The organism is Belliella marina, assembly GCF_042682445.1.
In the GTDB taxonomy this organism is placed as follows: Bacteria; Bacteroidota; Bacteroidia; order Cytophagales; family Cyclobacteriaceae; genus Belliella; species Belliella marina.
This window is the reverse complement of the sequence record NZ_JBHUHR010000038.1, coordinates 412,279-437,448: the sequence shown is the minus strand read 5'-3', so window position 1 is coordinate 437,448 and position 25,170 is coordinate 412,279. Positions and strand designations below refer to the sequence as shown.

Annotated in this window: 22 protein-coding genes; 12 read left to right on the top strand and 10 right to left on the bottom strand. The window is 40.9% G+C overall.

Annotated elements, in window-relative coordinates; translation table 11 throughout:
- Nucleotides 1-14: 14 nt before the first annotated feature.
- Nucleotides 15-725, bottom strand: coding sequence for a methyltransferase domain-containing protein (locus ACFSKL_RS13840; RefSeq protein WP_376886867.1), 711 nt, complete (start codon nucleotides 723-725; stop codon nucleotides 15-17).
- Nucleotides 722-1,798 carry a type III polyketide synthase gene (locus ACFSKL_RS13835; protein ID WP_376886866.1) on the bottom strand — a complete coding sequence of 359 codons (1,077 nt, stop codon included), beginning with the start codon at nucleotides 1,796-1,798 and terminating at the stop codon, nucleotides 722-724. Before ACFSKL_RS13835 ends, ACFSKL_RS13840 begins: the two co-directional genes overlap by 4 nt.
- Nucleotides 1,799-1,885: 87 nt before the next feature.
- Here ACFSKL_RS13835 and ACFSKL_RS13830 point away from each other — a divergent pair, with 87 nt between their 5' ends.
- Entirely contained in the window at nucleotides 1,886-2,773 is an 888-nt protein-coding gene (locus tag ACFSKL_RS13830; protein WP_376886865.1) for a UbiA family prenyltransferase, read from the top strand.
- 15 nt (nucleotides 2,774-2,788) lie between these two features.
- Here the strand turns inward: ACFSKL_RS13830 and ACFSKL_RS13825 are convergent, their stop codons facing one another.
- A complete protein-coding gene (locus ACFSKL_RS13825) occupies nucleotides 2,789-3,901 on the bottom strand; it encodes an NAD(P)/FAD-dependent oxidoreductase (RefSeq protein ID WP_376886864.1) in 1,113 nt (370 codons plus the stop codon).
- 117 nt (nucleotides 3,902-4,018) lie between these two features.
- Between ACFSKL_RS13825 and ACFSKL_RS13820 the strand changes: the two genes are divergently transcribed.
- Both ACFSKL_RS13820 and ACFSKL_RS13815 read left to right on the top strand, forming a co-directional pair.
- Nucleotides 4,019-6,544, top strand: a complete 2,526-nt coding sequence (locus ACFSKL_RS13820; RefSeq protein WP_376886863.1) for a zinc-dependent metalloprotease — start codon at nucleotides 4,019-4,021, stop codon at nucleotides 6,542-6,544.
- Between the two features lie 124 nt (nucleotides 6,545-6,668).
- Entirely contained in the window at nucleotides 6,669-7,088 is a 420-nt protein-coding gene (locus ACFSKL_RS13815; protein WP_376886861.1) for a Fur family transcriptional regulator, read from the top strand.
- Here ACFSKL_RS13815 and ACFSKL_RS13810 read toward each other — a convergent pair.
- Nucleotides 7,085-7,318 (bottom strand): hypothetical protein, encoded by a 234-nt coding sequence (locus ACFSKL_RS13810; RefSeq protein ID WP_376886860.1) that lies wholly within the window; start codon nucleotides 7,316-7,318, stop codon nucleotides 7,085-7,087. The genes ACFSKL_RS13815 and ACFSKL_RS13810 overlap by 4 nt on opposite strands.
- Before the next feature lie 164 nt (nucleotides 7,319-7,482).
- Here ACFSKL_RS13810 and ACFSKL_RS13805 point away from each other — a divergent pair, with 164 nt between their 5' ends.
- The 3 genes from ACFSKL_RS13805 (at nucleotide 7,483) to ACFSKL_RS13795 (ending at nucleotide 11,649) form a co-directional block, all read left to right on the top strand.
- Nucleotides 7,483-7,965, top strand: coding sequence for a YcxB family protein (locus ACFSKL_RS13805; RefSeq protein WP_376886859.1), 483 nt, complete (start codon nucleotides 7,483-7,485; stop codon nucleotides 7,963-7,965).
- Between the two features lie 339 nt (nucleotides 7,966-8,304).
- Entirely contained in the window at nucleotides 8,305-8,778 is a 474-nt protein-coding gene (rlmH, locus tag ACFSKL_RS13800; RefSeq protein ID WP_376886858.1) for a 23S rRNA (pseudouridine(1915)-N(3))-methyltransferase RlmH, read from the top strand.
- Between the two features lie 72 nt (nucleotides 8,779-8,850).
- Nucleotides 8,851-11,649 (top strand): M16 family metallopeptidase, encoded by a 2,799-nt coding sequence (locus tag ACFSKL_RS13795; RefSeq protein WP_376886856.1) that lies wholly within the window; start codon nucleotides 8,851-8,853, stop codon nucleotides 11,647-11,649.
- A 370-nt stretch (nucleotides 11,650-12,019) separates the two neighbouring features.
- On the opposite strand, the gene guaB is transcribed toward ACFSKL_RS13795, so the two are convergent.
- The 4 genes from guaB to ACFSKL_RS13775 all read right to left on the bottom strand — a co-directional run bounded on the left by guaB (nucleotide 12,020) and on the right by ACFSKL_RS13775 (nucleotide 17,690).
- On the bottom strand, nucleotides 12,020-13,498 hold the full coding sequence (gene guaB / locus ACFSKL_RS13790; protein WP_376886854.1) for an IMP dehydrogenase: 1,479 nt from the start codon (nucleotides 13,496-13,498) through the stop codon (nucleotides 12,020-12,022).
- Nucleotides 13,499-13,806: 308 nt separating this feature from the next.
- Nucleotides 13,807-15,153, bottom strand: coding sequence for a dicarboxylate/amino acid:cation symporter (locus tag ACFSKL_RS13785; RefSeq protein WP_376886853.1), 1,347 nt, complete (start codon nucleotides 15,151-15,153; stop codon nucleotides 13,807-13,809).
- An 18-nt stretch (nucleotides 15,154-15,171) separates the two neighbouring features.
- A complete protein-coding gene (gene aroC / locus ACFSKL_RS13780; RefSeq protein ID WP_376886852.1) occupies nucleotides 15,172-16,248 on the bottom strand; it encodes a chorismate synthase in 1,077 nt (358 codons plus the stop codon).
- Nucleotides 16,248-17,690 (bottom strand): BatD family protein, encoded by a 1,443-nt coding sequence (locus ACFSKL_RS13775; RefSeq protein WP_376886850.1) that lies wholly within the window; start codon nucleotides 17,688-17,690, stop codon nucleotides 16,248-16,250. The genes aroC and ACFSKL_RS13775 overlap by 1 nt, the downstream gene beginning before the upstream one ends.
- A 117-nt stretch (nucleotides 17,691-17,807) precedes the next feature.
- On the opposite strand from ACFSKL_RS13775, the gene ACFSKL_RS13770 reads away from it, so the two are divergent.
- A complete protein-coding gene (locus ACFSKL_RS13770; RefSeq protein ID WP_376886849.1) occupies nucleotides 17,808-17,999 on the top strand; it encodes a hypothetical protein in 192 nt (63 codons plus the stop codon).
- 39 nt (nucleotides 18,000-18,038) lie between these two features.
- On the opposite strand, the gene queG is transcribed toward ACFSKL_RS13770, so the two are convergent.
- The gene (gene queG / locus ACFSKL_RS13765) at nucleotides 18,039-18,980 is read right to left on the bottom strand and encodes a tRNA epoxyqueuosine(34) reductase QueG (protein WP_376886847.1); all 942 of its coding nucleotides are present in this window, start codon (nucleotides 18,978-18,980) and stop codon (nucleotides 18,039-18,041) included.
- Nucleotides 18,981-19,309: 329 nt separating this feature from the next.
- Nucleotides 19,310-20,344 (bottom strand): Holliday junction branch migration DNA helicase RuvB, encoded by a 1,035-nt coding sequence (gene ruvB / locus ACFSKL_RS13760; RefSeq protein ID WP_376886846.1) that lies wholly within the window; start codon nucleotides 20,342-20,344, stop codon nucleotides 19,310-19,312.
- 154 nt (nucleotides 20,345-20,498) lie between these two features.
- Here ruvB and ACFSKL_RS13755 point away from each other — a divergent pair, with 154 nt between their 5' ends.
- From ACFSKL_RS13755 to ACFSKL_RS13735, 5 genes are all read left to right on the top strand, one after another.
- Nucleotides 20,499-21,563, top strand: coding sequence for an FAD:protein FMN transferase (locus ACFSKL_RS13755; protein ID WP_376886845.1), 1,065 nt, complete (start codon nucleotides 20,499-20,501; stop codon nucleotides 21,561-21,563).
- A gap of 28 nt (nucleotides 21,564-21,591) precedes the next feature.
- Complete coding sequence (locus ACFSKL_RS13750; RefSeq protein ID WP_376886843.1) at nucleotides 21,592-22,368, top strand: ZIP family metal transporter; 777 nt, start codon at nucleotides 21,592-21,594, stop codon at nucleotides 22,366-22,368.
- Between the two features lie 135 nt (nucleotides 22,369-22,503).
- Entirely contained in the window at nucleotides 22,504-22,926 is a 423-nt protein-coding gene (locus ACFSKL_RS13745; RefSeq protein ID WP_376886841.1) for an IS1/IS1595 family N-terminal zinc-binding domain-containing protein, read from the top strand.
- Between the two features lie 157 nt (nucleotides 22,927-23,083).
- Nucleotides 23,084-23,347, top strand: coding sequence for a DUF4212 domain-containing protein (locus tag ACFSKL_RS13740; RefSeq protein WP_376886839.1), 264 nt, complete (start codon nucleotides 23,084-23,086; stop codon nucleotides 23,345-23,347).
- Between the two features lie 19 nt (nucleotides 23,348-23,366).
- The gene (locus tag ACFSKL_RS13735; RefSeq protein ID WP_376886837.1) at nucleotides 23,367-25,052 is read left to right on the top strand and encodes a sodium:solute symporter family protein; all 1,686 of its coding nucleotides are present in this window, start codon (nucleotides 23,367-23,369) and stop codon (nucleotides 25,050-25,052) included.
- Nucleotides 25,053-25,170: the final 118 nt, after the last annotated feature.

The following is a 25,170-nucleotide window of genomic DNA, read 5'->3' as shown; positions in this document are numbered from 1 at the left end:
AATGAATTACAAAACTACAAAATCAAACCGACAACTTGCCAACGAAACGCCCAAAACCATTTGATTTTCGCATTTTTTATACCTGATAATGAAAGTGTTTTATTTAAATCATTTCTGGAAAATCCCCTTAAAACCGATAAAGGGCCGTCATTTTGGACCATGGGTGATTTTGAGAAAATCTTTGTCAATAGCTTGATGCTGAAATAGGCAACCCGATGTCTATGCAAGTCATTGATGATGATTCCCAGTTTTGCTTTCTTTTTGAAAGATCCGAAAAGCCTGATCAATTCATCGTCTGTAAAATGATGTGTGAAAAGTGTACATGTGATTATATCTACCTGATCTTCTTCAAAACTCTCATCAAACACATTCTCGGTTTTCAAAGCTACCCCATCCAGATCTTTCAACCTCTCTCTCGCAAACTCAATAGTATTGGGATTCGCATCTATCCCAATAAATTTGCACGTATGGTTTTTCTTCTTTGCCCAATCTGACATCACTCTGATCATATCTCCTCCGCCACAACCTATATCGGCGATCGAATAGCAATCCTGCGGAAACTTTTTTACGATATATTCCAAGCCTGAAGTAGTTACTTTGTTGCCACCGAGAAATTTATTGATCGTTCTGAGTTCTTTGAGGGATTGATCCAATACCGGCCCCTCAAACTCCAAGTCGTCCATGATTTCTTTTTCATAACTTCTTTGGCTGAATCTCCCCATCATTTCTCCAGTAAAAGTGTCTCTAATGTCAATCCCGGACCAAATCCCATCGCCAATATTTCACCCGACCTGCTGTTGTCTCCCATCCATTTTTCCAGTACAAATAATATCGTCGCAGAAGACATGTTTCCTTTTTCTCTCAAAACATGGTGCGAAAAATTGTTTTGGTTTGCATTGATCTTAAATGCTTCCTCGACCTTTTGTAATATCTGTTTGCCTCCCGGATGCACTGCAAAATTGGCAATGGATGACAGCTGATGTTTTGATTCCAAATAGTCTCTGAGTTTGTGGATACCTTGGCTCAATAGTTCCGGAACATATTTACTCAATTTCATTTCAAAGCCGAAATTACCGATCGACCAAGCCATATCATTGGCACCCTCCTTTACGATTTGGCTTCCATAATTTTTGATTTTTAAGCCTTTGCCTGTTTTCGATATCAAAACTGCCGCTGCCCCATCCCCAAAAATAGCATTGGCAATCAGGTTGTCTTCGGTATAGGCTTTCTGAAAATGGATGGTACATAGTTCCACTGAAAGAATCAACACCTTGGCATTGACATCTGCATCACAAATCCTGTCTGCAAGTTTTATGGCGTTGAAAGCGGCATAGCAACCCATAAAATGGATACTATAGCGCTCAATAGTAGTTGGAAAACCCATTGCGTGAATTAAATCTATCTCCAGACCGGGAGCATACATGCCGGTACAGGAAACCAATATCAAGTGGGTGACATCTTTTGTCTGGACCGAAACTTTATCCAAACAATTTTGAATGGCTTCTTTTCCAATGCCCAAAGCGGTTTCTTGAAATATGCGCATTCTGTCTTTTGTGCTTGGAAATGGCTCTAAATCTTTGTTTTTTGGAAAAAATGAAAATTTCTTATAGTCTTCATACCTGAAGTCATCCAAAACACTGTGCCTGGTATTGATCCCGGATTGTTTGTATATAAAATTCAATTTTCGGCATTCCCTTTCATCCAACTGATGGGCAAGTTGCATAAATCGGCTTATCTGATCTTGTGGGATTGGACTTCCTGGATTTGCGGTGCCTATACTCAAAATATAATTGTTCATTGATTGGATTCTTTCTTTAAATAATTTATTTGGATGCTTTAGGCTAAACAAGTACTTTTCCCAAAAGTTAGCAAAACAAATCAATATATGTTCAGTCTATCAAGTTGGAAACATTTGAGGATCCCTTTTTCCTTTTATCTACTTCCTGTATTTATGTTTGCTTTGTCTCTTAGTCTCGACTTGAATATAATAAGGTTTTTATTGGTATTTGTGGTTTTACACCTGTTCCTTTATCCTTCAAGCAATGGGTATAACAGCTACTTTGACAAAGACGAAGGCAGTATTGGTGGGCTGAAAAAACCTCCAAAAGTCAAAAAAGACCTTTATTACCTTTCGCTGCTTTTCTTTCTGGTGTCGATTTTACTGGCAGCACTTATGAATGTCACATTTGCAGTGATGGTTTTGGTTTATGGATTGGTTTCCATGGCATACAGCCATCCTTCCATCAGGTTAAAAAAGAGGCCATATATAAGTTGGATTGTTGCAGGGTTTTTTCAGGGATGCTTTACTTTCTGTATGGCTTATGCGGGGTTGGGTGGTCTTGGTTTTGAGGTTTTGTTGAGCCCTTCAGTATATATTCCCGGCATCCTGACTTCCATCCTGCTTTGGGGTTCATACCCCCTTACCCAAGTATACCAGCATGAAGAAGATGCAAAAAGGGGAGACCAAACGCTAAGCCTGAAATTAGGTATCAAGGGCACATTCGTCTTTTCATCAATTTGGTTTTTGCTTGGGGGAATGGCTTTTGCCTGGTATTTTTTGAATGAAAATCAAGGATGGGCATTCTATGGTTTTCTGATGGCAATGTTGCCTGTTGTGTTGTATTTTTATACTTGGTTTTGGTTTGTCAAAAAGGATGAAAGCAAATACGCCAATTATGACTGGGCGATGTGGATGAACAAAATCTCGGCGATCTCCCTCAATATTTTTTTTCTATGGTATTTTTTGAAAAACACCCAAATCTTGGAAATTTGATAATGCCAAACTTCCCTAAATTGGATTTCCATGGGTTTGTTTCATGATGTGACGGGCTATAAAGTCTGAGTTTTTGATGATGCTGACAGCAAATTCCGATGCTCCCTTGGTACCAAATAGGGTCTGGACTTTTCTGCCAATCCACAGTCTTCTTTTGAAATACTTGGACCACGTATGCAGATAGTTTGCTTCTATTGCTTTTCTGTCTGCTTGGGTTAGGATTGCTTCGGCTGCCAATTTTCCGGAATGAATGGCAATAGCCATTCCGTTTCCACAGAGTGGTGTGATCAACCCAGCGGCATCACCGACCATGATCATATGGTTCTCAATGGCTTTTTTTGGCATAAAGTTGATTTCATTGATGACTTCCGGTCTGTCAAACAGAAACTCACTTTCCAGCCAAATCCTTTTCAGAAATGGATTTTCCCACAAAAACTTCCGCTCCATTTCTTCAATATTCCCCGTTTCCCTCAATTGATCCCTAGATCCTAAATAGCAAAGGTTAAATTTATCATTTTCTATCTTATTGATACCACAATACCCGCCTTCGAAATTGTGTAAAGCTATAGTGCTAGGGTCAAGGTCAGTTTTGATATGGTATTTTACACCGATATATGCACTTCTCTTTTTGATGAAATCGCGGTTCAATGCTTTGTCTATTTTCGATCTTTTTCCAAAAGCACCTATGACATGTTTGCATTCAAAAGTATTTCCATTACTTACAGTAATCAGGAACTGATCAGCTTTCGAATCAAAAGCAACTGCTTCCGCCTGTGTGTTTACCAATACTTCAGCCCCAGCCGAAAGGCTTTTCTTATAGAGAAAATCATCCAAGAGGTAGCGGCTGATCCCAAACCCACCCATATCAAGAGGCATGGAGAAACTTTTCCCTTTGACTGATGTCAGTTGAAATGTATTGATGTCGGCAATATCCATTTCATGTGGAAATAAGTCTTCTTTATCTAAAAAATCCCTTACTTCATTAGAAACATACTCACCACAAACCCTGTGAAATGGATAGCCCTTCTTTTCAATCAACAATACCCGCCTTTGTTTTTTGGCAAGTAAGTTTGCGGCAATCAATCCTGCCAATCCCCCTCCAATAATAATTATGTCATATGAGTTCATAGGAAAAACCACCTTTTATTTTAGTGAATAACCGCTTATCAAATTTAATGATTGCCCCTAAAGAACTTTCTTCAAGAACGAGTTAATTTCAAAATCTAAATGTCAACCAATATACATATGAAGAAGTTTACCCAAATAAAAGTGCGTCAAGTTTTGATGTGCCTTTTGTTTTTGGGTTCAGTGCTTTTTGCAGAAGAAAGTACTGCCCAAAACAAAAAGAAAAAAAACAATAAAAAAGAGACTCCCGCAGCTGTGGCAGCACCAAAGCCTCCGGCTTCCAAACCGGGACCTAAGCCATACTCTGAAGTAATTACTTCCAAAGCAAAGACAAAAGAGGGACTTTTTAGTGTACACGAGATTGAGGGGAAATATTTCTATGAGATCCCTGGAGAAATGCTTGGAAGGGAAATGCTTATCGTGACCACCATTGCCAAAACGGCTGAAGGGATCGGTTATGGAGGAGAGAGAACCAATACATTACTCGTAAGATGGGACAAGGAAAATGACAATGTTCTCCTGAGGGTCGTGTCATATAGCAATACCGCTGCGGATTCATTGCCCATATCGATAGCTGTAAAAGCATCTAATTTGGAGCCAATTCTTCAGAAGTTTGATGTGAAGGCAATGGCCAAAGATGACAAGGGCGTAGTCATTGAGGTGACAGATCTTTTCAGTAAGGATGTTCAGGCTATTGGCCTACCAAAAAACAACCGAACACAATATAAAGTGACACGATTGGATGCTGACAGGTCTTACATCGAAAGGATCAGCCCATATCCAATGAATATCGAGGCAAGGTATGTCATGACCTATGCCGCATCAGAGCCACCATCAAATTCCAGTACTGGCCTGATCACCGTAGAAATGAATTCTTCCATGGTGCTTTTGCCAGAAGAGCCAATGATGCAGCGTCTGGCAGACCAACGTGTAGGTTGGTTTAGCAGATCAGTTGTGGATTTTGGTCTTGACGAACAAAAAGCCACATCCAGGAGGTTTTTGGACAGATGGAGACTGGAAGTCAAAGAAGAAGATTATGATAAATTCAGAAGAGGGGAATTGGTAGAGCCAAAAGAACCGATAGTGTTTTACATAGATCCTGCCACTCCGAAGCAGTGGATTCCTTACTTGAAGCAAGGTGTAGAAGATTGGCAAGCGGCTTTTGAGGAAGCTGGGTTCAAGAATGCCATCATCGCCAAAGATGCCCCTACACCTGAGGAAGATCCTGAGTGGAGTGCAGAAGATGCAAGGTATTCAGTGATCAGGTATTTTGCCTCTGATATCCAAAATGCATACGGACCACATGTATCTGATCCAAGATCAGGTGAAATCATCGAATCAGATATCGGCTGGTACCACAATGTGATGAACTTGCTGAGAAATTGGTTCTTTATCCAGACAGCAGCGGTCAATCCTGAAGCTAGGGGAGTAAAATTCAGGGAGGAAGTAATGGGCCGTTTGATCCAGTTTGTTTCCTCGCATGAAGTTGGACACACTTTGGGTTTACCTCACAACTTTGCATCTTCACATGCCTATCCTGTAGATTCTTTGAGATCTGCTTCTTTTACTGATAAATATAGTACTGCTCCGTCTATCATGGACTATGCAAGGTTTAACTATATCGCACAGCCAGAAGACAAGAATGTAAGCTTGATGCCAAATGTGGGGCCATATGACAAGTATTCAATCGCTTGGGGTTACCGGCCTATTTTGGATGCAAAGACACCTGAAGAGGAGCAGCCTATCTTGGATAAGTGGATATTGGAAAAAGCAGGGGATCCAGTCTATAGGTTTGGTCGCCAAGGGAATAATTATGACCCTAGTACCCAAAGTGAAGATTTGGGTGATGATGCCATGAAGGCATCGGAATATGGGATCAAAAACCTAAAAGTGATTCTTCCAAACCTGATGGATTGGACAGCTGAAGATGATAAACCTTACAAGGGTTATGCAGATTTGGAGGAAATGTATGGTCAGGTAATCGGCCAGTATAATAGATACATGGGCCATGTGAGAACCAATATTGGTGGTGTGTACGAGATCTACAAATCTACAGGACAAAACGAAGCTGTCTATCAGCATACCGATAAAGCTACCCAAAAGAGGGCTGTCCAATTTTTGAATAAAGAATTGTTCAATACTCCCAATTGGATGATGGATCAGAACATCATTTCCAGAATAGGGGATTTTGGAGCTTTGGAGAGAATCAGAGGGGTTCAGGTTGGGGCCCTCAACGGGATTCTTGAATGGGGAAGATTGGGACGGGTAATTGAAAATGAAGCTTTGAATGGGGCTGATGCATACACCATGACAGAATTGTTTGATGATTTGAGAGCAGGTATTTGGACAGAGTTGGGCAAGGGAAGTGTGATCGATGTCCACCGAAGAAGCCTTCAGAGAGCGCATATCGAGAGGTTGGAATACTTGATGAGCAATGACGAGCCAAGCATTCCTGCCAATTTCAGAAGATTTGTAGGTCCACAGATCAATGCCTCCCAATCTGATATCAGGCCTATGGTAAGAGGTGAACTGAAAACATTGCAAAGACAAATAACCAGTGCCATAGGAAGAACTTCGGACAGGACTTCAAAACTGCATTTGGAAGATGCCTTGGAAAGGGTCAAAAGTATACTTGATCCTAAATAAGACAGTTTATATACCATTGTTTAAATGTAAAAAGCCAGCCCATTTCAAGGCTAGCTTTTTACATTTATGGAAGAAGAGAAAATTATCACTATTTTTACCAAACTAGAAGTAAAAACAGCGAATCATGGCAATGACCCCTTTGAAAATCCTTCAAGATCACAAACTTAGGATCACGAACTGTAGAAAGGAAGTTTTGGATACTTTCCTGAAAAAGCAAGCTGCACTTTCCCACGCAGATCTTGAAAATACCCTCCAAAACGATTTTGATAGAGTGACGATCTACAGAACACTGAAAACTTTTCTAGACAAAGATGTAATCCACAAAGTATTGGATGACAGTGGGGCGGCCAAATATGCCCTTTGTTCACATTCCCATGAAGATCATGAGCACCATGACCATGACCATGTTCATTTCAAGTGTGAAAAATGCGGAGAAACAAAATGTATTGAGGAAGCTACTTTGCCAAAAATCGAACTCCCATTGGGTTTCATCAATAAAGAGACTAGCCTATTGATCCAAGGGGTTTGTGATAAGTGCAGTTAGAAATTCACAGGTGTCTTGTCCCTGTTTTTGGATCTGATATCAGATGGCCAAACGATACCGGGTGGCAGGTCTATTTTGGGTGGCGTGTAGTTTTCTACTCCCCCTTCACCATCATCTTGCGAATCATTTTTCTGCCGATTCAACCTAGCTTTGGTCAAAATCGCCACAATATAGATCAGTACCACATAGGTAAGACCAAGGACAATCAAATCGACAACTAGACTACTCATAACTTAAAATTTCCTTAATATAGAATAAATTGAGGTTTAAGTCAACTATTACAATCAATAATAACAAATAAAGGGATTATTTTTCAAAAATAATTAAAGGTTTGACCTTGGCTTGGTAAATAGCCGATATCATCGGATATTTGCAGACTGAAATTTCAAAAATAATGATAGTAAAAACAAAAAAATACAAACTCGAATCAGGGACTTATATAAAGATGGGACTCGTCAATGTGCTGAAAGAACAATGGTGGGTTATTCTCATTGCAATAGCGATAGCTTGTGGTTACTTTTGGATAGCCTCATGGTGGTGGATCAGTATGGCGATTTTGGCTTATGTTCTTTATCTGCTATTCTGGGTAATCCAATTTGCCGGAGTGACACAGATGGAACAGAATAAAGTCATGTTTGAGAAAATGTCCTATGAGATCGATAGCAGGCAAGTGATGATGAAGCTTAACGCCAAACAGGGGATGCCTATCAACTGGAATATGATCAAAAAAGTGGAGGCAACCAAGGATGCATTTGTACTTACCATGTCCAAAGCCCAATTTATTCACCTTCCGTACAAGATTTTCAATTCTGAGAACGATAAGAAGTTCGTAGAAACCATCCTGAGGCGTAAAGGATACTTGGCTGAAAAGGCATAAGTTTTATCGGAAACAATCCCAACCCTTGCAGCGAACCGAAATGGATAAAATGCAAGGACTGAACAAAAAAGCCTCATCGAAAATTTTCGATGAGGCTTCTTTTATTCAAGTATTTGAAAACAGCATTCAAGATATATCCATTTTCTTACCAACTGCCAAACCAACATATGCGCATTGTACCACTTGATGCACTTATGAGAGGTTGGTGGATAACCAAGGGACTATATAGCTAATAATGGCATAATTGCGGATAATCATAATTGAAGATATTCACATTTTTTAACCTGTATAAAATGGATAACTCTTTCAAAACCCGGCAGGCAGCGTTAAATTTGGCTTATGCAAATCAAACTCATTGCCGTAGGAAAGACTGATAGTAAAGAGATACAATCTCTCACCGACGAGTATATCAAACGTCTTGGATTCTATATCAAGTTTGAACTGGAGATCATCCCGGACCTTAAAAACACCAAGAATCTTTCTGAAGAATCCCAGAAGGAAAAAGAAGGGGATTTGATACTGAAAAGGGTACAAGCTTCAGATGAGCTGATATTGTTGGACGAGAATGGAAAGCAGTTTAGTTCAATGGATTTTTCCAGTGTTTTACAAAAAAGAATGAATTCGGGATTGAAGCAACTCGTTTTTGTGATTGGGGGACCTTATGGGTTTTCCGAAGCTGTCTATCAAAGGGCAAATAGTAAGCTTTCACTTTCCAAAATGACTTTTTCCCACCAAATGGTGCGAGTTTTTTTTATAGAACAACTTTACCGGGCCTACACAATATTAAGAAACGAGCCTTATCACCATCAATAAAAATATAATAATGAGTATTAATTAACTAATAGTTTTTTCTTAGATTACAACCCCAAATAAATAGAGATAAATATGAAGTATTCAAAAATCATTGTTTTATTGATTTTATGGCTTGGGAGTTCTGTTGCAGTTCTCGCCCAAGATGATGAAAAAGTCCCTTTGGATAAGCGGGTCAGAAAAGGAAAATTGGAAAATGGACTGACATACTATGTCCAGCAAAATCCAAAACCGGAAAAAAAGGTAGAATTGAGGCTTGCTGTGAATGTGGGGTCTATTTTGGAAGATGATGACCAAGCAGGATTGGCGCATTTTACCGAACACATGGCTTTTAATGGAAGCAGGCATTTTGAGAAAAATGAACTTGTCAGCTACCTTCAATCGATCGGGGTCTCTTTCGGTGGGGATTTGAATGCTTATACGGGTTTTGACGAGACTGTATACATTTTGCCTATTCCATCCGAAGATGAGGCAATACTAAGAAAGGGATTTCTCGTTCTTGCAGATTGGGCAAATGGGATATTGATGGAAGAAGAGGATATTGATGGAGAAAGAGGTATTATAAAGGAAGAGTGGAGGACAGGACAGGGATATAGCCAAAGGATCAGGGATCAGTTTTTGCCTGTTTTGCTTCATGAGAGCAAGTATGCTGACCGTTTGCCGATTGGCAAAATGGAGATTGTTGAGAATTTTGAATATGAGACAATCCGTAGGTTCTATAGGGATTGGTATAGACCAGATCTGATGGCTGTCATCGCAGTAGGAGATGAGGACCCTGATAAATTGGAAGCATTGATCAAAGAGTATTTTGAGGAGATGGAAAACCCATCAAATGCCAAGCCAAGGGAAAGCTTCCCTGTACCTGCCCACAAAGAGACCTTTGTAACGATTGCCACGGATGCGGAAGCTCCCGGTATCCAGATCCAGCTTTATTACAAGCATGAAGCACGCCCAACAGTTACACAAGGGGATTATAAAGAGGCACTGAAACGCTCTCTATACAGTGGGATGCTCAATCAGAGACTGGACGAAATCAGACAGAAACCTGATGCACCTTTTATATATGCAGGAACAGGGTACGGCAATTTTGTGCGGGAGATGGATTATTTTTCTGCCTCTGCAGCTGTGATTCCAGGCAAAATAGATGATGGGCTTACGGCTTTGATACAAGAAAACGAAAGGGTTGCCCAGTTCGGTTTTACAGAACAAGAGTTGGAAAGGGTAAAGAAGTCTGTATTGAATAGTGCCGAAAGGGCAGCCAAGGAAATGGATAAAGCAGAATCGACGTCCATTGTAGGCAGGTATGTTTCCAACTTCCTTGGGGGTAAATTTGCGGAAAGTCAAGATTGGAGATACAATTTCTACAAAGAGACGCTTCCTGAAATCACGGTGGATGAAATCAATGCATTGGCAAAAGAACTTGTAAAAGATGAGAATAGGGTAGTAGTCATCATTGCTCCTGACAAGGAAAAAGACAATTTGCCAACCGAAGAGAAAGTATTGGCGCTTTTTGATGCTGTGGGACAAGTGCAACTTAGTCCATACGAGGAAAAGCTACTTGCTGAGGATTTAATCACCGAATTGCCTGTTCCTGGAAAAGTGATTTCACAAAACACAATCAATGATGTTGATATCCAAGAACTGACTTTATCAAATGGTGCGAAAGTATTTGTCAAAGTAACAGATTTCAAAAATGACGAAATCCTGATTTCAGCCACTGGAAAAGGTGGAACTTCGCTTTATTCCGAAGAAGATCACCTGAATGCAAGCAACGCTGGGGTGATGGTCAATGTAATGGGTGTGGGAGATTTCTCACCTACAGACTTGAGAAAGGTACTTTCCGGAAAGACTGTTTCCATTACACCAAACATCAGCACCTATGGACAAACTATTTCAGGAGTTTCTTCACCAAAAGATTTGGAAACTGCTTTCCAATTGATGCATTTATACTTTACCAAGCCAAGAAAAGACCTTGAGCTATATGAAGTATATAAAGCCAATCAAAAATCCCAATTGGAAAGTGCGCAGGCGAATCCTGACTACCAGTTTTCAAAGCAATTGAACAAAATCATTGCAAATGGAAATCCAAGGGCACTGGGTATTTTTGACCCGGAAGATTATGATAAAATCAATGTTGATAGGGGATTGGAGATCTTTGGAGATAGATTTTCCAATGCAGGCAATTTTGAATTCTTTTTCACCGGAAATATAGATTTGGATACATTTGTGCCGCTTTTGGAGCAATACATTGCCAGCCTTCCCGGCGATCCGGGTAAGAAAGATGACTTTGTAGATCTGGGAATCAGGACTCCAAAAGGAAAAACTGAACGGATAGAAGTAGGTACTGACGAGAAAAGCCAAGTGATCATGCTTTTTTCCGGGGATACGGAATACGACCGCAAGAAGGCTGCTGACATAGCCTATCTGGGAGAGATATTGAGTATCAAACTCATTGAAAACCTTAGGGAGGAAATAGGTGGTGTTTATGGGGTAGGTGCTCGTGGAAGCATGGGCATACAGCCTGTTGGCAATTTTAGTTTCTCGATACAGTTTCCGTGCAGCCCTGATATGGTGGATAAGTTGACAGAGGCAGCTTGGTCAGAAGTGAAGAAAATCCAAGAAAATGGACCTTCTGAAGAGGATCTCAACAAAGTGAAAGAAAAAAGAAGAATTGCGTACGAAGAAAACCTGAAGCGCAATAACTTTTGGAATTCGCAAATGTCAACAGTAAGAGCTTATGATTTTGAATGGGAAGACATCTTGAACGGCAAAAAATCCATAGAGGAAGTGACACCTGAGCGGATTCAAGCAGCTGCAAAAGCCTATTTGACAAAAGAAAATTTACTGGAAGTTCAAAAATTTCCGGCTAAATAAGTGAGATTCCCTGATGTTCTAAATATCAGAAGGATTTTTTCGCAATGAACATAAAGGTCTCCAGGAAATTCAAGTCTTGGAGACCTTTGTGTTTTATGCTGTTTATTTTGTGGGTTTTTGATATATGGAGTTTGAGGGAAACATAAAGATTTCAGGGCTAACGCCCCTGTGGGATCGATTCTCTATATGTTTTTCTACGAAGATGGCAGGGCTAGCTCCCCTAATTTGGAATATTGAACCAAATCAAAAAAGCCAATGGATTAGACCATCGGCTTTTTTATTGACTTTCTTCTAAAAACCCTCTTTCCACAGAAAAAGAATTTTACAGAATGAGCTGATCAACAGTTGACCGTTAACTGTCGACAAAAAACTACATTTTAGCAGAATAGTTTGGAGCTTCTCTGGTAATGCTGATGTCATGTGGATGTGATTCCTTGACACCTGCTGCGGTGATTTTCACAAACTTTCCATTTTTCTGTAGATCCTCAATGGTTTGTGTACCACAGTATCCCATACCTGCCTGAAGTCCTCCTACCAATTGATACAGCACTTCCTGCACCAATCCTTTGTAAGCGACTCTGCCGACGATACCTTCAGGGACTAATTTTTTGATGTTATCCTCTGCGTCTTGGAAATATCTGTCTTTTGATCCTGACTCCATTGCTTCCAATGAACCCATTCCCCTATAAGACTTGAATTTTCTTCCTTCGAAAATAATCATTTCCCCAGGGGCTTCTTCTGTTCCTGCCAGTAATGATCCGATCATTATCGAACTTCCACCTGCTGCGATTGCTTTTACCAAGTCACCTGAATATCTAATACCCCCATCAGCAATGACTGGGACATTTCTTCCTTTCAAAGCCTCTGCACATTCGAAAACTGCAGAAAGCTGGGGAACACCTACACCTGCGATAACCCTAGTCGTACAGATACTTCCCGGACCTACACCAACTTTTACGGCATCAGCTCCTGCGTCTGCCAATGCAATTGCAGCTTCAGGAGTGGCAATATTTCCTACAATCACATCAAGATCTGGAAATGCATCTTTGATTCTTCTACATGTTTCGATCACACCTTTGGAATGACCATGTGCCGTATCGATGGATACAACATCCACTCCTGCATTTTTCAATGCTTCTACCCGCTCTACGATATCGGCTGTCACACCAACGGCAGCACCTACTCTCAATCTTCCGTATTCATCCTTGCATGCATGTGGCTTATCCCTTCTTTTCAGGATATCTTTGTAGGTAATCAAGCCAGTCAATTTGTTTTCTTCATCGATGATAGGAAGCTTCTCAATCTTGAACTCCTGAAGGATTTCCTCCGCTTGTTCCAAGGTAATCCCTGCTTTTGCAGTGATGAGGTTTTCCTTGGTCATGATGGTTTTGATATCCCTGTTTGGATCTTTGATAAACCTCAAATCCCTATTGGTAATGATCCCCATGAGGATTCTGTTTTCATCGACTACAGGGATTCCACCAATGTGGAATTCGGTCATGATCTTCTCAGCATCTCTTACTTTGGAATCGATATGGAGGGTGATAGGATCCAATATCATCCCTGACTGGGATCTCTTCACTTTCCTTACTTGGGCAGCTTGCTTTTCGATGGACATGTTTTTGTGGACAAATCCAAGACCACCTTCCAAAGCGATGGCAATAGCCAATTCAGCTTCAGTGACGGTATCCATCGCAGCTGAGACCAAAGGGATGTTTAGCCTGATATTCTTCGTAAGTTGTGTTGAGGTATTGGTGTCGCGCGGGAGGACTTCTGAGTATCCTGGGACAAGTAGCACGTCATCGTAGGTGAGTGCTTCAAAGAGGAATTTATCTGAATTTCGGTTCATAGCAAATTTGGTTAGGTAACCCTATTTGCACGCCAAAGTTACAAACAATTCTGATAGCCAATCTAATCATACTCAAATAAATTTTGTTTTAGGTAAAAAATATTTTCAAAACAGGATTATCTGTAGTTGTACAGACAGGTGTTTTGATATGTTGTGTAGAATGCAGTTAATCGTAAATCAAAATGGAAAAATCAGCTCCCATTTGCTTTGCAAAATAATAATGGGGGAAGCTAAAGATACTGTCCTTCCACAAAAAAAAGCTGTCTCGTTACCAAGACAGCTTTTTATATCATTATGTGAGGTAAACCTTACTTTTCTTCTAAATCATCCACATTTGGAGTCAAAGGATTGGAATCTCTAATCAATCCCGTAGGAAGTTCCCCTTCTGTACTGGCTACTACGCAACAGACCGCAGCATCCCCGGTTACATTGACAGCTGTCCTGAACATATCCAAGATCCTATCAGGAGCAATGATCAATGCGATACCCGCTGCCGGAACATTGATTGACTCCAATACGATGATCAACATGATCAAGCCTGCCCCAGGAACACCTGCCGAACCGATAGAAGCCAATGTGGCTGTCAGGACGATCGTCAACTGTTGTGTAAGGCTCAAATCCATACCCAAAGCCTGGGCAATAAAGACAGCTGCAACTCCCTGATACAAGCTGGTACCATCCATGTTGATGGTAGCTCCCAAGGGTAAAACAAAACTGCTGACTTCTTCAGAAACACCGATTTCTTCCTCAACCTGCTTCATCGTCACCGGCAAAGTAGCTGAACTGGAACTAGTCGAGAAAGCCAATAACTGCGCTGGGCGTATGGCTTTGAAGAAATGCATATAACTGATTTTGGTAAAGCCTTTCAAGATGGAGGGATAAACCACAAATGCCATCAAAAACAATCCACCTACAACCACCAAGCTGTATTTCAACAAGGCATATAGCAGGACGAAAGCTGACTCTGGGTTTTCGCCTGCAATTTCCACTATCAAGGAAGCCATCAATGCGAAAACACCATAGGGAGCAATCAACATGATGAAGCCTACGATTTTAATAATGACATCATTGATGCCATCAAAAAACGCAATGACTGGTTGGGATTTTTTCTTGGGAATCTGAAGAAGGGCAATCCCCATGATAATTGCAAAGAACACTACCTGCAGCATCAACGAATTGTCAGAAGCAGCATTAAACAAATTCTCGGGAACAATGTCTACCAAAGGTTGTAAAGGACTTTGATTTTGAATTGCTTCAGCTTGTTTGGTCTTAGAGCCAGCGGCATCATCATATAGTGCCATTAGGTTTTCTTTGGTGTCATTTGGCAAACTTTTGCCAGGCTGGAAGATATTGACCAGCGCCAATCCCAGAGAAATCGCAATCACTGTTGTGAATATATATGTAAAGATGGTTTTTCCACCGATCCGTGAAAGTTTGGAGATATCACCCAAATTGGAAACCCCAACGATCAATGAAGCAAAAACCAAAGGAACAGCAATCATTTTGAGGGAATTGATAAAAATTGTGCCAATCGGTTTGATATAGTCTATCGTGAAATCCGGTGAGATTCCAAACTGTATAATGACCAATCCGAAAACCAAACCTAGCACCAATCCAGCAATGATCTGGGTGTGTAACGGTATTTTTTTAAACATAATATTTGGGTTAATTTATTACAACTTATTCGCCCTGCTGATCAGCAGATAATCTGCCAAAACCAAAGCTCCCATAGCTTCTACAATAGGTACAGCTCTAGGTACTACACATGGGTCATGCCTCCCTTTTCCGGAAACAGTTACAGATTCCCCCACTTCATTCACCGATTCTTGATCGATCATGATAGTTGCTACGGGCTTAAAAGCTACTTTGAAGTAAATATCCTCGCCGTTTGAAATACCACCTTGTATTCCTCCGCTGTAGTTGGTGCGCGTTTTGACCTTATCACCCTCTGTGTAAAAGATGTCATTGTGTTCCGAGCCACGCATTTTGACCCCTTCGAATCCACTGCCATATTCAAAACCCTTGACGGCATTGATGCTAAGCATGGCTTTCCCCAATTCTGCATTCAGGCGGTCAAATACAGGTTCTCCCAGTCCTGGAGGAACTCCCTTGGCAACGCATGATACCACACCTCCTACGGTGTCTCTGGATTTTCGGATTTCGTCTATGAAATCGATCATCTTTTCAGCCATTACCGGATCAGGACAACGGATGATGTTGTTTTCTGTTTGGTCAAGGTCTAAGTCCAGATAGGATTTCTCCAACTTGAGGTCACCAACTTGGCTGACATAGGCTTGGATACTGATCCCAAAATGTTTTAACATCAGTTTTGCAATAGCACCTGCAGCTACACGGGCAGAGGTTTCCCTTGCACTACTTCTTCCGCCTCCCCTGTAATCGCGGATTCCATACTTTTCTTGGTAGGTATAATCTGCATGGGAAGGTCTGAATTTATCTGCGATATGACCATAATCTTTACTCTTTTGGTCAGTATTCATGATAACCATCCCAATGGGTGTGCCGGTGCTTTTTCCTTCAAAAACCCCCGATAGAATCTGGAACTCATCCTCTTCTTTTCTTTGGGTGGTGATTTTGGATTGTCCGGGTTTTCTCCGCTGCATTTCATTTCTGATATACTCCTCGTCGATTTTCAAACCTGCCGGACAGCCATCGATGATTACTCCCAGCCCTTTTCCGTGTGACTCACCAAAGGTGCTTATTCTAAATAGTTTTCCAAATGAATTACCCATTACCGCTTTTTCATAATCAAGACAGCCAACAAAACTATTGAAACTGCCAATAATAAATTGATAAAGATGGAAAAATAGTACTTATATCGCTGGTTTAAAAGTTTATTGTTCTCAACTTCTATCAAATCGTATATTCCACCAAGACGTTGATTGGAAATTGCCTGGTTTACCTTAGATTCTCCTGTGATATTCAGGATAGCTTTCGGACGGAGTGTGTCGTATTTCGCCAGGTTTGGATTGAAATATATCCATTCAAAATGGTCCGCCAGTGCCACTTCTCCGGGTTCATTGATGGTCATATAGTAGCTGAATTCTTTGATGCCGGTGACTTTGCCCATGCCTCTATTGACCTGCTGTCTTACATTGGGATCGTAAGTATTGAGCTTTTGGATTTGTTTTGTCTTTGGTTTGGAGATGGAGTTGACATTTCCCTCACCTGAAATCCCGAAATTATAGGTGATACCTTCCCCTGTTTCGGCATTGAGTTCTTTGATGTTTTCCCTGAGTTGAAAAACCCCAATGCTGACTTCATTCCTAAGGGGATGCGGAGGCAATGGTTTGACTTTGATTGATTTTGCTGCGGAATAGAAGGTTTTGAAATCTTCCAACCTATTGCTTCCAAAGAAAGTGGGGTTTTTGGCAACTTTGTATTTGATCATTTCCCAAGAAATGGAAGGGATGTTTATTTCACCTTCAGAGAAAGGGAAAAATGTAGCTTCATAAACCTTGTATTTGATCCAGTTTTTTCCATTGATACTTACTCTTTCAGGCTGGATACTCGTGATATTGAAATTCTCCTCCCAGGCATTGCTTGGCTTGAGTTTTTTGAGAATCCCATCCAGTTGCCTACCTGGTTCATGCCAGCTGAATGTCGCCTGATTGGCTTCTGCTATATAGAATGCCAAACTGACATTTACCCCTTCGCCAACAAAGACTTCTGGTTTGTCTACCGAAGTTGCAAAAAATGCTTCATCATCAATTTCAATAAACTCTGGCTCTTCCCTTGACCTGCCAAACATGTCATCAAATGGATCGGAAGCACTCGATTGCCGTTGGGTTGACCTTGCATCTACTACCGTGATGTTTTTTCCATTGGAAGCGTAGTCATTGCCATTGATTTTTACTGTGAAATTTGGTACTTCAAACTCACCTTTTCTACTAGGTCGATAATACTGGATGATGCTGTTGGTGCTACTCATCTGTCCATTGATGATATTCATGGACGAGGATTGGGAAATCCCCTGTTTTTGGAAACCAACAATTTCGGGAAACTGGTCATAAGATTTGATTTTATCGTCCGAAATCGTTACCTTGATTGTAAAGTTTTCATTCAGGGCGATTTCACTGGGACCGAGTTCGATCTTTACTTCTTGAGCTAACACACTTGAGCAAATAAAGCCGAGAATAAATACCAAAACCCAGGTGGTCGTCGTTCTTATCATAGTTGTCTGTTTCAAAATATAACCGCAAATTAACTTTATATTTTAAACGCAACAAACCAGAAGTAGTATCGTATCATTATAAAAATTGATTCTGTTTAACCTAATACATTTTGAGCCATGCTAGAATACGTTAAAACCATCTTATTGAAAGTGAGTTTTGACAAAGCGCTCTTCGAAAAAGAGCTGAGAAAAAGCCTTAATTTGATCCTACCAGCAGAGATCAGTGAATTTAAGGCCTGGTGTTACAGGACGTTTTCCCGTATTTACGAACCAGTACTTAACAAATATTTTGTCAAACTTGCAGGTTAAAAAACCTAAAGGCTCTGAAAAGAGCCTTTTTTTATGTTTTCATTTTTTCAGAAAAGCTATGTTTCTTTTCAACCCTTCCAATTTGGTCCGCTTTACAGCTGATTTCTGGAATACCTTGTTGAATGTCTCTTGGGTTATTTCTTCCCAATCTTTTCCCGAAAAACCTTCAAGCTCTGGGTGAGGCAAAAAGTCTGGCTCCTGATGTGGCTTCGAAAATCTATTCCATGGACAAACATCCTGACAGATATCACATCCAAAAATCCAATTTTCAAATTTGCCTTTCACTTCTGTGGGAATTTGATCCTTAAGCTCGATCGTAAAATATGAAATGCATTTTGAGCCATCTACCACACCCGGTTGGACGATGGCATCTGTCGGGCAAGCATCGATACATTTGGTACAACTTCCGCAATAATCCTTGGTCATTGGTGTATCGGGACTCACTTCCAGGTCTATGATCAGCTCTGCAATGAAAAAGAAACTACCCATTTGCCTGTTGAGCAATAGGCTGTTTTTGCCTGTCCAGCCCAGTCCGGATTTTTTGGCCCATTGCCTCTCCATTACGGGAGCAGAGTCGACAAAGGCCCTTCCGCCGATTTCACCAATCTCTTCATTCAGTTTTTGCAATAAGTCCTTCAACTTATCCTTGATTACAAAATGATAATCCTTGCCATAGGCATATTTGGCAATTTTGTAATCCTTTGGGTTTGTAGTAATCTTTTTTGGTGGAGCGTAATTATAGATTAAGCTTACGACTGTCTTTGCTCCCTCCACGAGTTTCGTCGGGTCTAGCCTTTTGTCAAAATTGTTAGCCAAATACCCCATTTGGCCATGGTAGTTTTGGTTGAGCCAAGCTTCAAGCCTTGGGGCTTCTTCTTCCAAAAATCCTGCTTTCGAAATCCCACAGAACTCAAAGCCCAGGTTTTTGGCCTGGGTTTTTATGATTTGGGCATATTTATCTTTGGAGATAAGGGAGCTCATTTAATGTAAGTAAAATGGTTTATTTTTTCGATAAGAAGATAGAAATACAGTGAAAATAGGGTTGAAATACAATAGAAATAATTTGGGGTATCAGATATGATTTGAATTAATCTATTCCCATATGTCTCACCAAAGGGATGTTTCGCGAACCTTTCTAAAGAAAGGTAGAGATTATTTCAACCCAACCATGAAAGTGAACCCTAGTATCTATCAATATCAGGAATCAAATATCCACCAATATCTATTTCAATAATATTTCGCCGAAGGCATATTTCAGCGAAGCTATATTTCTACCTATTTCACTTCAGTTATATTTCAGTAAACCTGAATTATGAAAACAAACTGCCTGTTTCACTTCCGAAATTCGGTTTGATCTTCAGGTGTTTGTAGGCCAATTCTGTCGCCATTCTTCCCCGGGCAGTACGCTTGAGGTATCCTTCTTGGATCAAGAAAGGCTCGTATACTTCTTCGATCGTCTCTGCTTCTTCCCCACATGCTGTAGCTATGGTTCCGAGACCAACAGGGCCACCTTTGAATTTTTCGATGATGGTCATCAGGATTCTGTTGTCCATTTCGTCCAGGCCATTTTCATCTACATCCAATGCATTCAGGGCAAATTTTGCAATATCCAAGGTGATGGTGCCATTTCCTTTGATCTCTGCAAAATCCCGCGTTCTGCGAAGGAGCATATTGGCAATCCTTGGCGTACCACGGCTTCTTCTGGCAATTTCAAACGCAGCAATTTCATCAATGGGAGTTTGGAGGATACTTGCTGATCGGATGACGATGTCTGTCAGCAATTTTGCGTCATAATATTCCAATCTGGAATTGATCCCAAACCTTGCCCGTAGAGGAGAGGTAAGTAATCCTGACCTGGTTGTCGCACCAATAAGCGTAAATGGGCTTAAAGAGATTTGCACAGATCGTGCATTCGGACCTGAATCCAACATGATATCGATCCTAAAATCTTCCATGGCTGAATACAGATATTCCTCTACGATAGGATTGAGCCTATGAATCTCGTCTATAAACAATACATCCCCTTCTTCAAGGTTGGTCAAAAGTCCCGCCAAATCAGAGGGTTTGTCAAGAACAGGACCGGATGTGATTTTGATGCCTGCCTGCAATTCGTTGGCAATAATATTACTCAAGGTAGTCTTGCCCAACCCCGGAGGGCCATGCAGCAAGACATGGTCAAGGGGTTCTTGCCTCCTTTTTGCAGCCAAGACGAAAATTTTCAAGTTTTCAACAATCTTATGCTGTCCCGTAAAGTCATCAAAACTCAAAGGACGGAGGGCTTTTTCGATCTCCTTGTCCTTAGGGCTCAAATGCTCATCGTCTCCGCTTAAATAATCTTCTCTCATGGTATCAAATTCAATAGGTACAAAGATAGAAAATTCAGCCAAGGCAAAAAGATAAATGATTTTTCCAATTACCCATTGCAATCGTATTGCAACTTTGGCTGTTTCGACCCAGAAATTCAAAAATTAGACTTAAATTCGCAAAAAAATAAACTCTATGCGTAGTAATGCGAACAAGAATATAATATACTCAATTATTCTTTTTCTTCTGATAGCGATCGTCTATCTATACAGACAAAACCAACAAAAGCCGATTGAGCAAGTAGTTGAAGTCTCTTCTGATAAAGTAGTGGTTTCTGGAAAAACAATGGGGTCTATTACTTACAGAGTTGTCTATTTGGATAAGGATTCCCGTAACTTTAAAGTAGAAATCGACTCTATACTTGTGGATTTCAACCAGTCTTTGTCCACTTATATCCCAGACTCCGAAATCAGTACATTCAATCGGACAGACACTTTGTTTTTTGGGTCAACTTATTTTCCGGAGGTATTGGAGACTAGCAGAAAGGTATTTGAACTGACCGGTGGGGCATTTGACCCGACTGTAGGTCCGATGGTGAATCTTTGGGGTTTTGGTCCTGGAGGACCACAGTTGAAAGACAGTGTGAATATCGATGCGATGCTTAGAATGGTCGATTTTTCTGCCATTCATTTTGATCAGAAAAAAGTCTGGAAAACGAGACCCGGGATGTATTTGGATTTTTCTGCTGTAGCAAAGGGTTTGGCAGTGGATGTGGTGGCGGATTTCCTAGAAGCAAATGGCATCCAAAATATGTTGGTCGAAATCGGGGGTGAATTGGTTGCAAAGGGAGTGAATGCTGAAGGGGAGCTATGGAAAGTGGGGATCAACAGGCCGGAAGAAGGGGTGAGTACAAATGATCTTTATAGCATCGTAGCCATGGATAACCAAGGAATGGCGACTTCTGGAAATTATAGAAACTACTATGAATTGGAAGGGAAAAAAATATCCCACACCATCAATCCCAAAACAGGAAGGCCTGTGAACCATGGGCTTTTGAGCGCAACAGTCTTGGCGGAAAACTGCATGTACGCAGATGCATTAGCCACTGCCTTGATGGTCATGGGTACGGAGAAAGCAATAGAATTACAGAAAAATGCTGATTTTGAAATATTCTTGATATACAGCGATGAGAATGGGGAGACATCATCTTATGCAAGTGAGGGACTCAAGCCTTTTTTATCATTTACCGTTCCACAATAATATCCACCAGCCCAAATTTTGATTTAGCATGTTAGTGAATTTCCTATTGCTGTTTTTCACCGCTTTGATAGCGGGTAGTCTTGCTTATTTTATACCTAGCTGGCAAGAAAGGTATTTCAAGCTTATTTTGGTTTTTGCAGGCTCTTACCTGTTTGCGATTACGGTGCTACACATACTCCCTGAGTTGTTTGTAGGCACAGATGATGCCACCAATATGGGCTTGTATATCCTGTTGGGATTTCTCTTGCAGCAGGTATTGGAGTTGTTTTCTTCAGGTGTTGAGCATGGTCATATCCACCACCATGGCCATCATCATGGGATTGAGTCTGGAGTTTGGACATTGATGATAGGTTTGTTTTTACATGCATTCTTGGAGGGGACATTGCTTTCCCATGATGGGATCTTGGTAGCGCATGACCATGCTGCACATGAAGGGCATCACCACCACCATCACCATGGCAGTAACAACCTGATGTTTGGGATTATGCTCCATAAAGGGCCGGAAGCCTTTGCCCTAGTTGCTGTATTGATGAGTGCTTTGAAAAAACGTTGGGTTTTTGTGCTTCTGATCATATTTGCATTGGCCTCACCTTTGGGGATGATCTTGAGTTCGGTGTTGTTTGAGCAGGAATTCATAGGAAGAGGAGCGCTCAATGTCTTTTATGGAATGGTTGCCGGTGGCTTTTTGCACATTTCCACCACGATCTTTTTTGAAAGTAGTCCAGACCATCGGTTTCATTTGAACAAGGTTATCATCAGTATCCTGGCTTTTGCATTGGCGATTTCGTTTGAAATGCTTTCTTGATTTTTAAAGTTGGCATTGCATGCGAATTCCAGTATTTAATTTGGCGATTGGCTTTTCTTTATTGAAAGAAACTTATATCTTGCTAAAATATTATACTTTCGCTAAATTAATATACCAAGCCCAAAACCGAGTCTGATGGAGAAGCCAATATGTCCCAAGTGTGAACATGTCCAAGTTGTGAAAAGTGGTGTTGTAGGCGGAAGACAGAGGTTTAAATGTAAAAAATGTGGTTATCATTTTACAGTTAACAAACTCGGTAAATCCATCGACAAATACTATGTGGTAAAAGCACTCCAACTCTACATTGAAGGAATATCATACAGGGAAATTGAAAGGATATTGGGAGTAAGCCATGTTTCGGTCATGAATTGGGTGAAGCAGTACAAAATAAAAGTCCCTGAAAGCAATGATTACAGACCAACCTATAGGGTGCTAAACCACACAGAATTGGTCAAATTTATGGCTATTAAAGAGAATCTTACCGATACTGGAATGTTGATCACTGAGTTGGGGGACAAATTTATGATTATCAAGTGGGAAAGGTTCAAGAACCGGTAGGCAGAATATTATTTTTTCTCTATAATTAATTACCATTAAACTATTCACATTTTTTCTTTTCTACAGTAACTTTTCAATTTAGATGTGGAAGTAGTATCACCTATTCTTTAAAAAGTCAATTTTAATGGTGTCAAATGGCATCAACAACCCAATAACCATGTCAAAAAACAAATTTAGTAAAGAAGCCTATTGGAAAAAGAACCTCAAGATCTTGGGAGTTCTGCTTTTTATTTGGTTCGCAGTCTCCTTTGGATGCGGAATTTTATTCGTCGAAGAACTCAACTTCATCAGGCTTGGAGGTTTCAAGTTAGGATTTTGGTTTGCCCAGCAAGGATCCATTTATTCTTTTGTGATATTGATTTTTGCGTATGTCATACGCATGAATCAGCTCGATAAGGAATTTGATGTAAACGAAGAATAACCCCACAAAGAAACCATAAATGGAGATTTTAACTTGGACATATATACTGGTAGGAGCATCATTTGCCCTTTACATAGGAATTGCGATTTATACGAGGGCTGGTTCTACCAAAGAGTTTTATACAGCAGGTGGAGGTGTATCCCCACTTGCCAATGGAATGGCAACGGCAGCTGATTGGATGTCGGCAGCATCATTTATTTCCATGGCAGGCATCATTGCCTTTTCCGGATATGATGGTTCTGTTTATCTGATGGGTTGGACTGGTGGCTATGTCCTTTTGGCATTGCTTTTAGCCCCCTATTTGAGGAAATTCGGGAAATTCACCGTTCCTGATTTTGTCGGGGATCGCTATTATTCCAACAAAGCCCGGGTGGTGGCAGTGATTTGCGCACTATTTATTTCATTCACTTATGTAGCAGGTCAGATGCGCGGTGTGGGGATCGTATTCTCCCGCTATTTGGAAGTAGATATCAATACAGGAGTGATTATCGGGATGTGTATCGTTTTCTTTTATGCCGTTTTGGGCGGAATGAAGGGGATTACCTACACACAGGTAGCCCAATATTGTGTTTTGATATTTGCCTTTATGGTACCTGCCATATTCGTTTCCATGCAGTTGACAGGCAATCCTGTGCCACAGTTGGGTATGGGAGGTACGGTAGCTGACGGAAGTTATCTTTTGGACAAATTGGACGGTGTTTTGACTGATCTTGGTTTTGTAGCATACACGTCGGGTAGAAAGGGGATGGCTGATATATTTGCCATTACACTGGCTTTGATGGTAGGTACGGCAGGATTGCCACATGTGATTGTCCGCTTTTTCACTGTTCCCAGAGTAAAAGATGCCCGTCTCTCTGCCGGATATGCGTTGGTATTTATTGCCATTCTCTATACTACAGCCCCTGCCGTAGCTGTATTTGGCATTTATAATGCAATCGAAACTGTCGCAGACAAACCTGTAGATGAATTGCCTGAATGGGTAGAAAATTGGGAGAAGACCAATTTGATTTCCGTGAATGATAAAAATGGTGATGGGATCGTGCAATATTCTGCAAATGCAGAGACTAATGAACTCAATATTGACAAAGATATCATGGTGTTGGCAAGCCCTGAGATAGCAAATCTACCGAATTGGGTAATAGGCTTGGTGGCTGCCGGGGGAATGGCAGCAGCACTTTCTACGGCAGCAGGACTTCTTTTGGTGATTTCCACTTCAGTTTCCAGGGATTTGTTCAGGACATTCAAGCCAAATATGACCGAAAAAAGAGAATTGCTGATAGCAAGATTTTCCGCTGCCGGCGCAGTAGTATTGGCAGGGTATTTTGGTGTCAATCCCCCTGGGTTTGTTGCGGAAGTTGTCGCTTTTGCTTTCGGACTGGCTGCGGCGTCTTTCTTCCCAGTGATCATTATGGGGATTTTCTCCACTAGGATGAACAAAGAGGGCTCGATTGCAGGAATGTTGTCCGGCTTGATATTCACCATTGGCTATATTTCATATTTCAAATTTATCAGTCCAGAGTTAAACAGTGTGGATAACTGGCTGTTTGGGATCTCCCCTGAGGGAATCGGTTCTATTGGGATGCTGATCAATTTCGTCGTATGCTTTATGGTATCGAAAATGACTCCTGCACCCCCACAGGATGTACAGGATATGATTCAGGAGATCAGAATCCCCAGAGGTGCAGGCAAAGCGCATGACCATTGACAAAGAGTAAGGTTCAATAACAGGATGTCAAAAGGAAATCGCAAATAGTATTTCTGGGAGCGATGGTCTTCCGTTTTGGGGTTGCCTTGATCTGGATCCCACGATCAAGACAACTCTG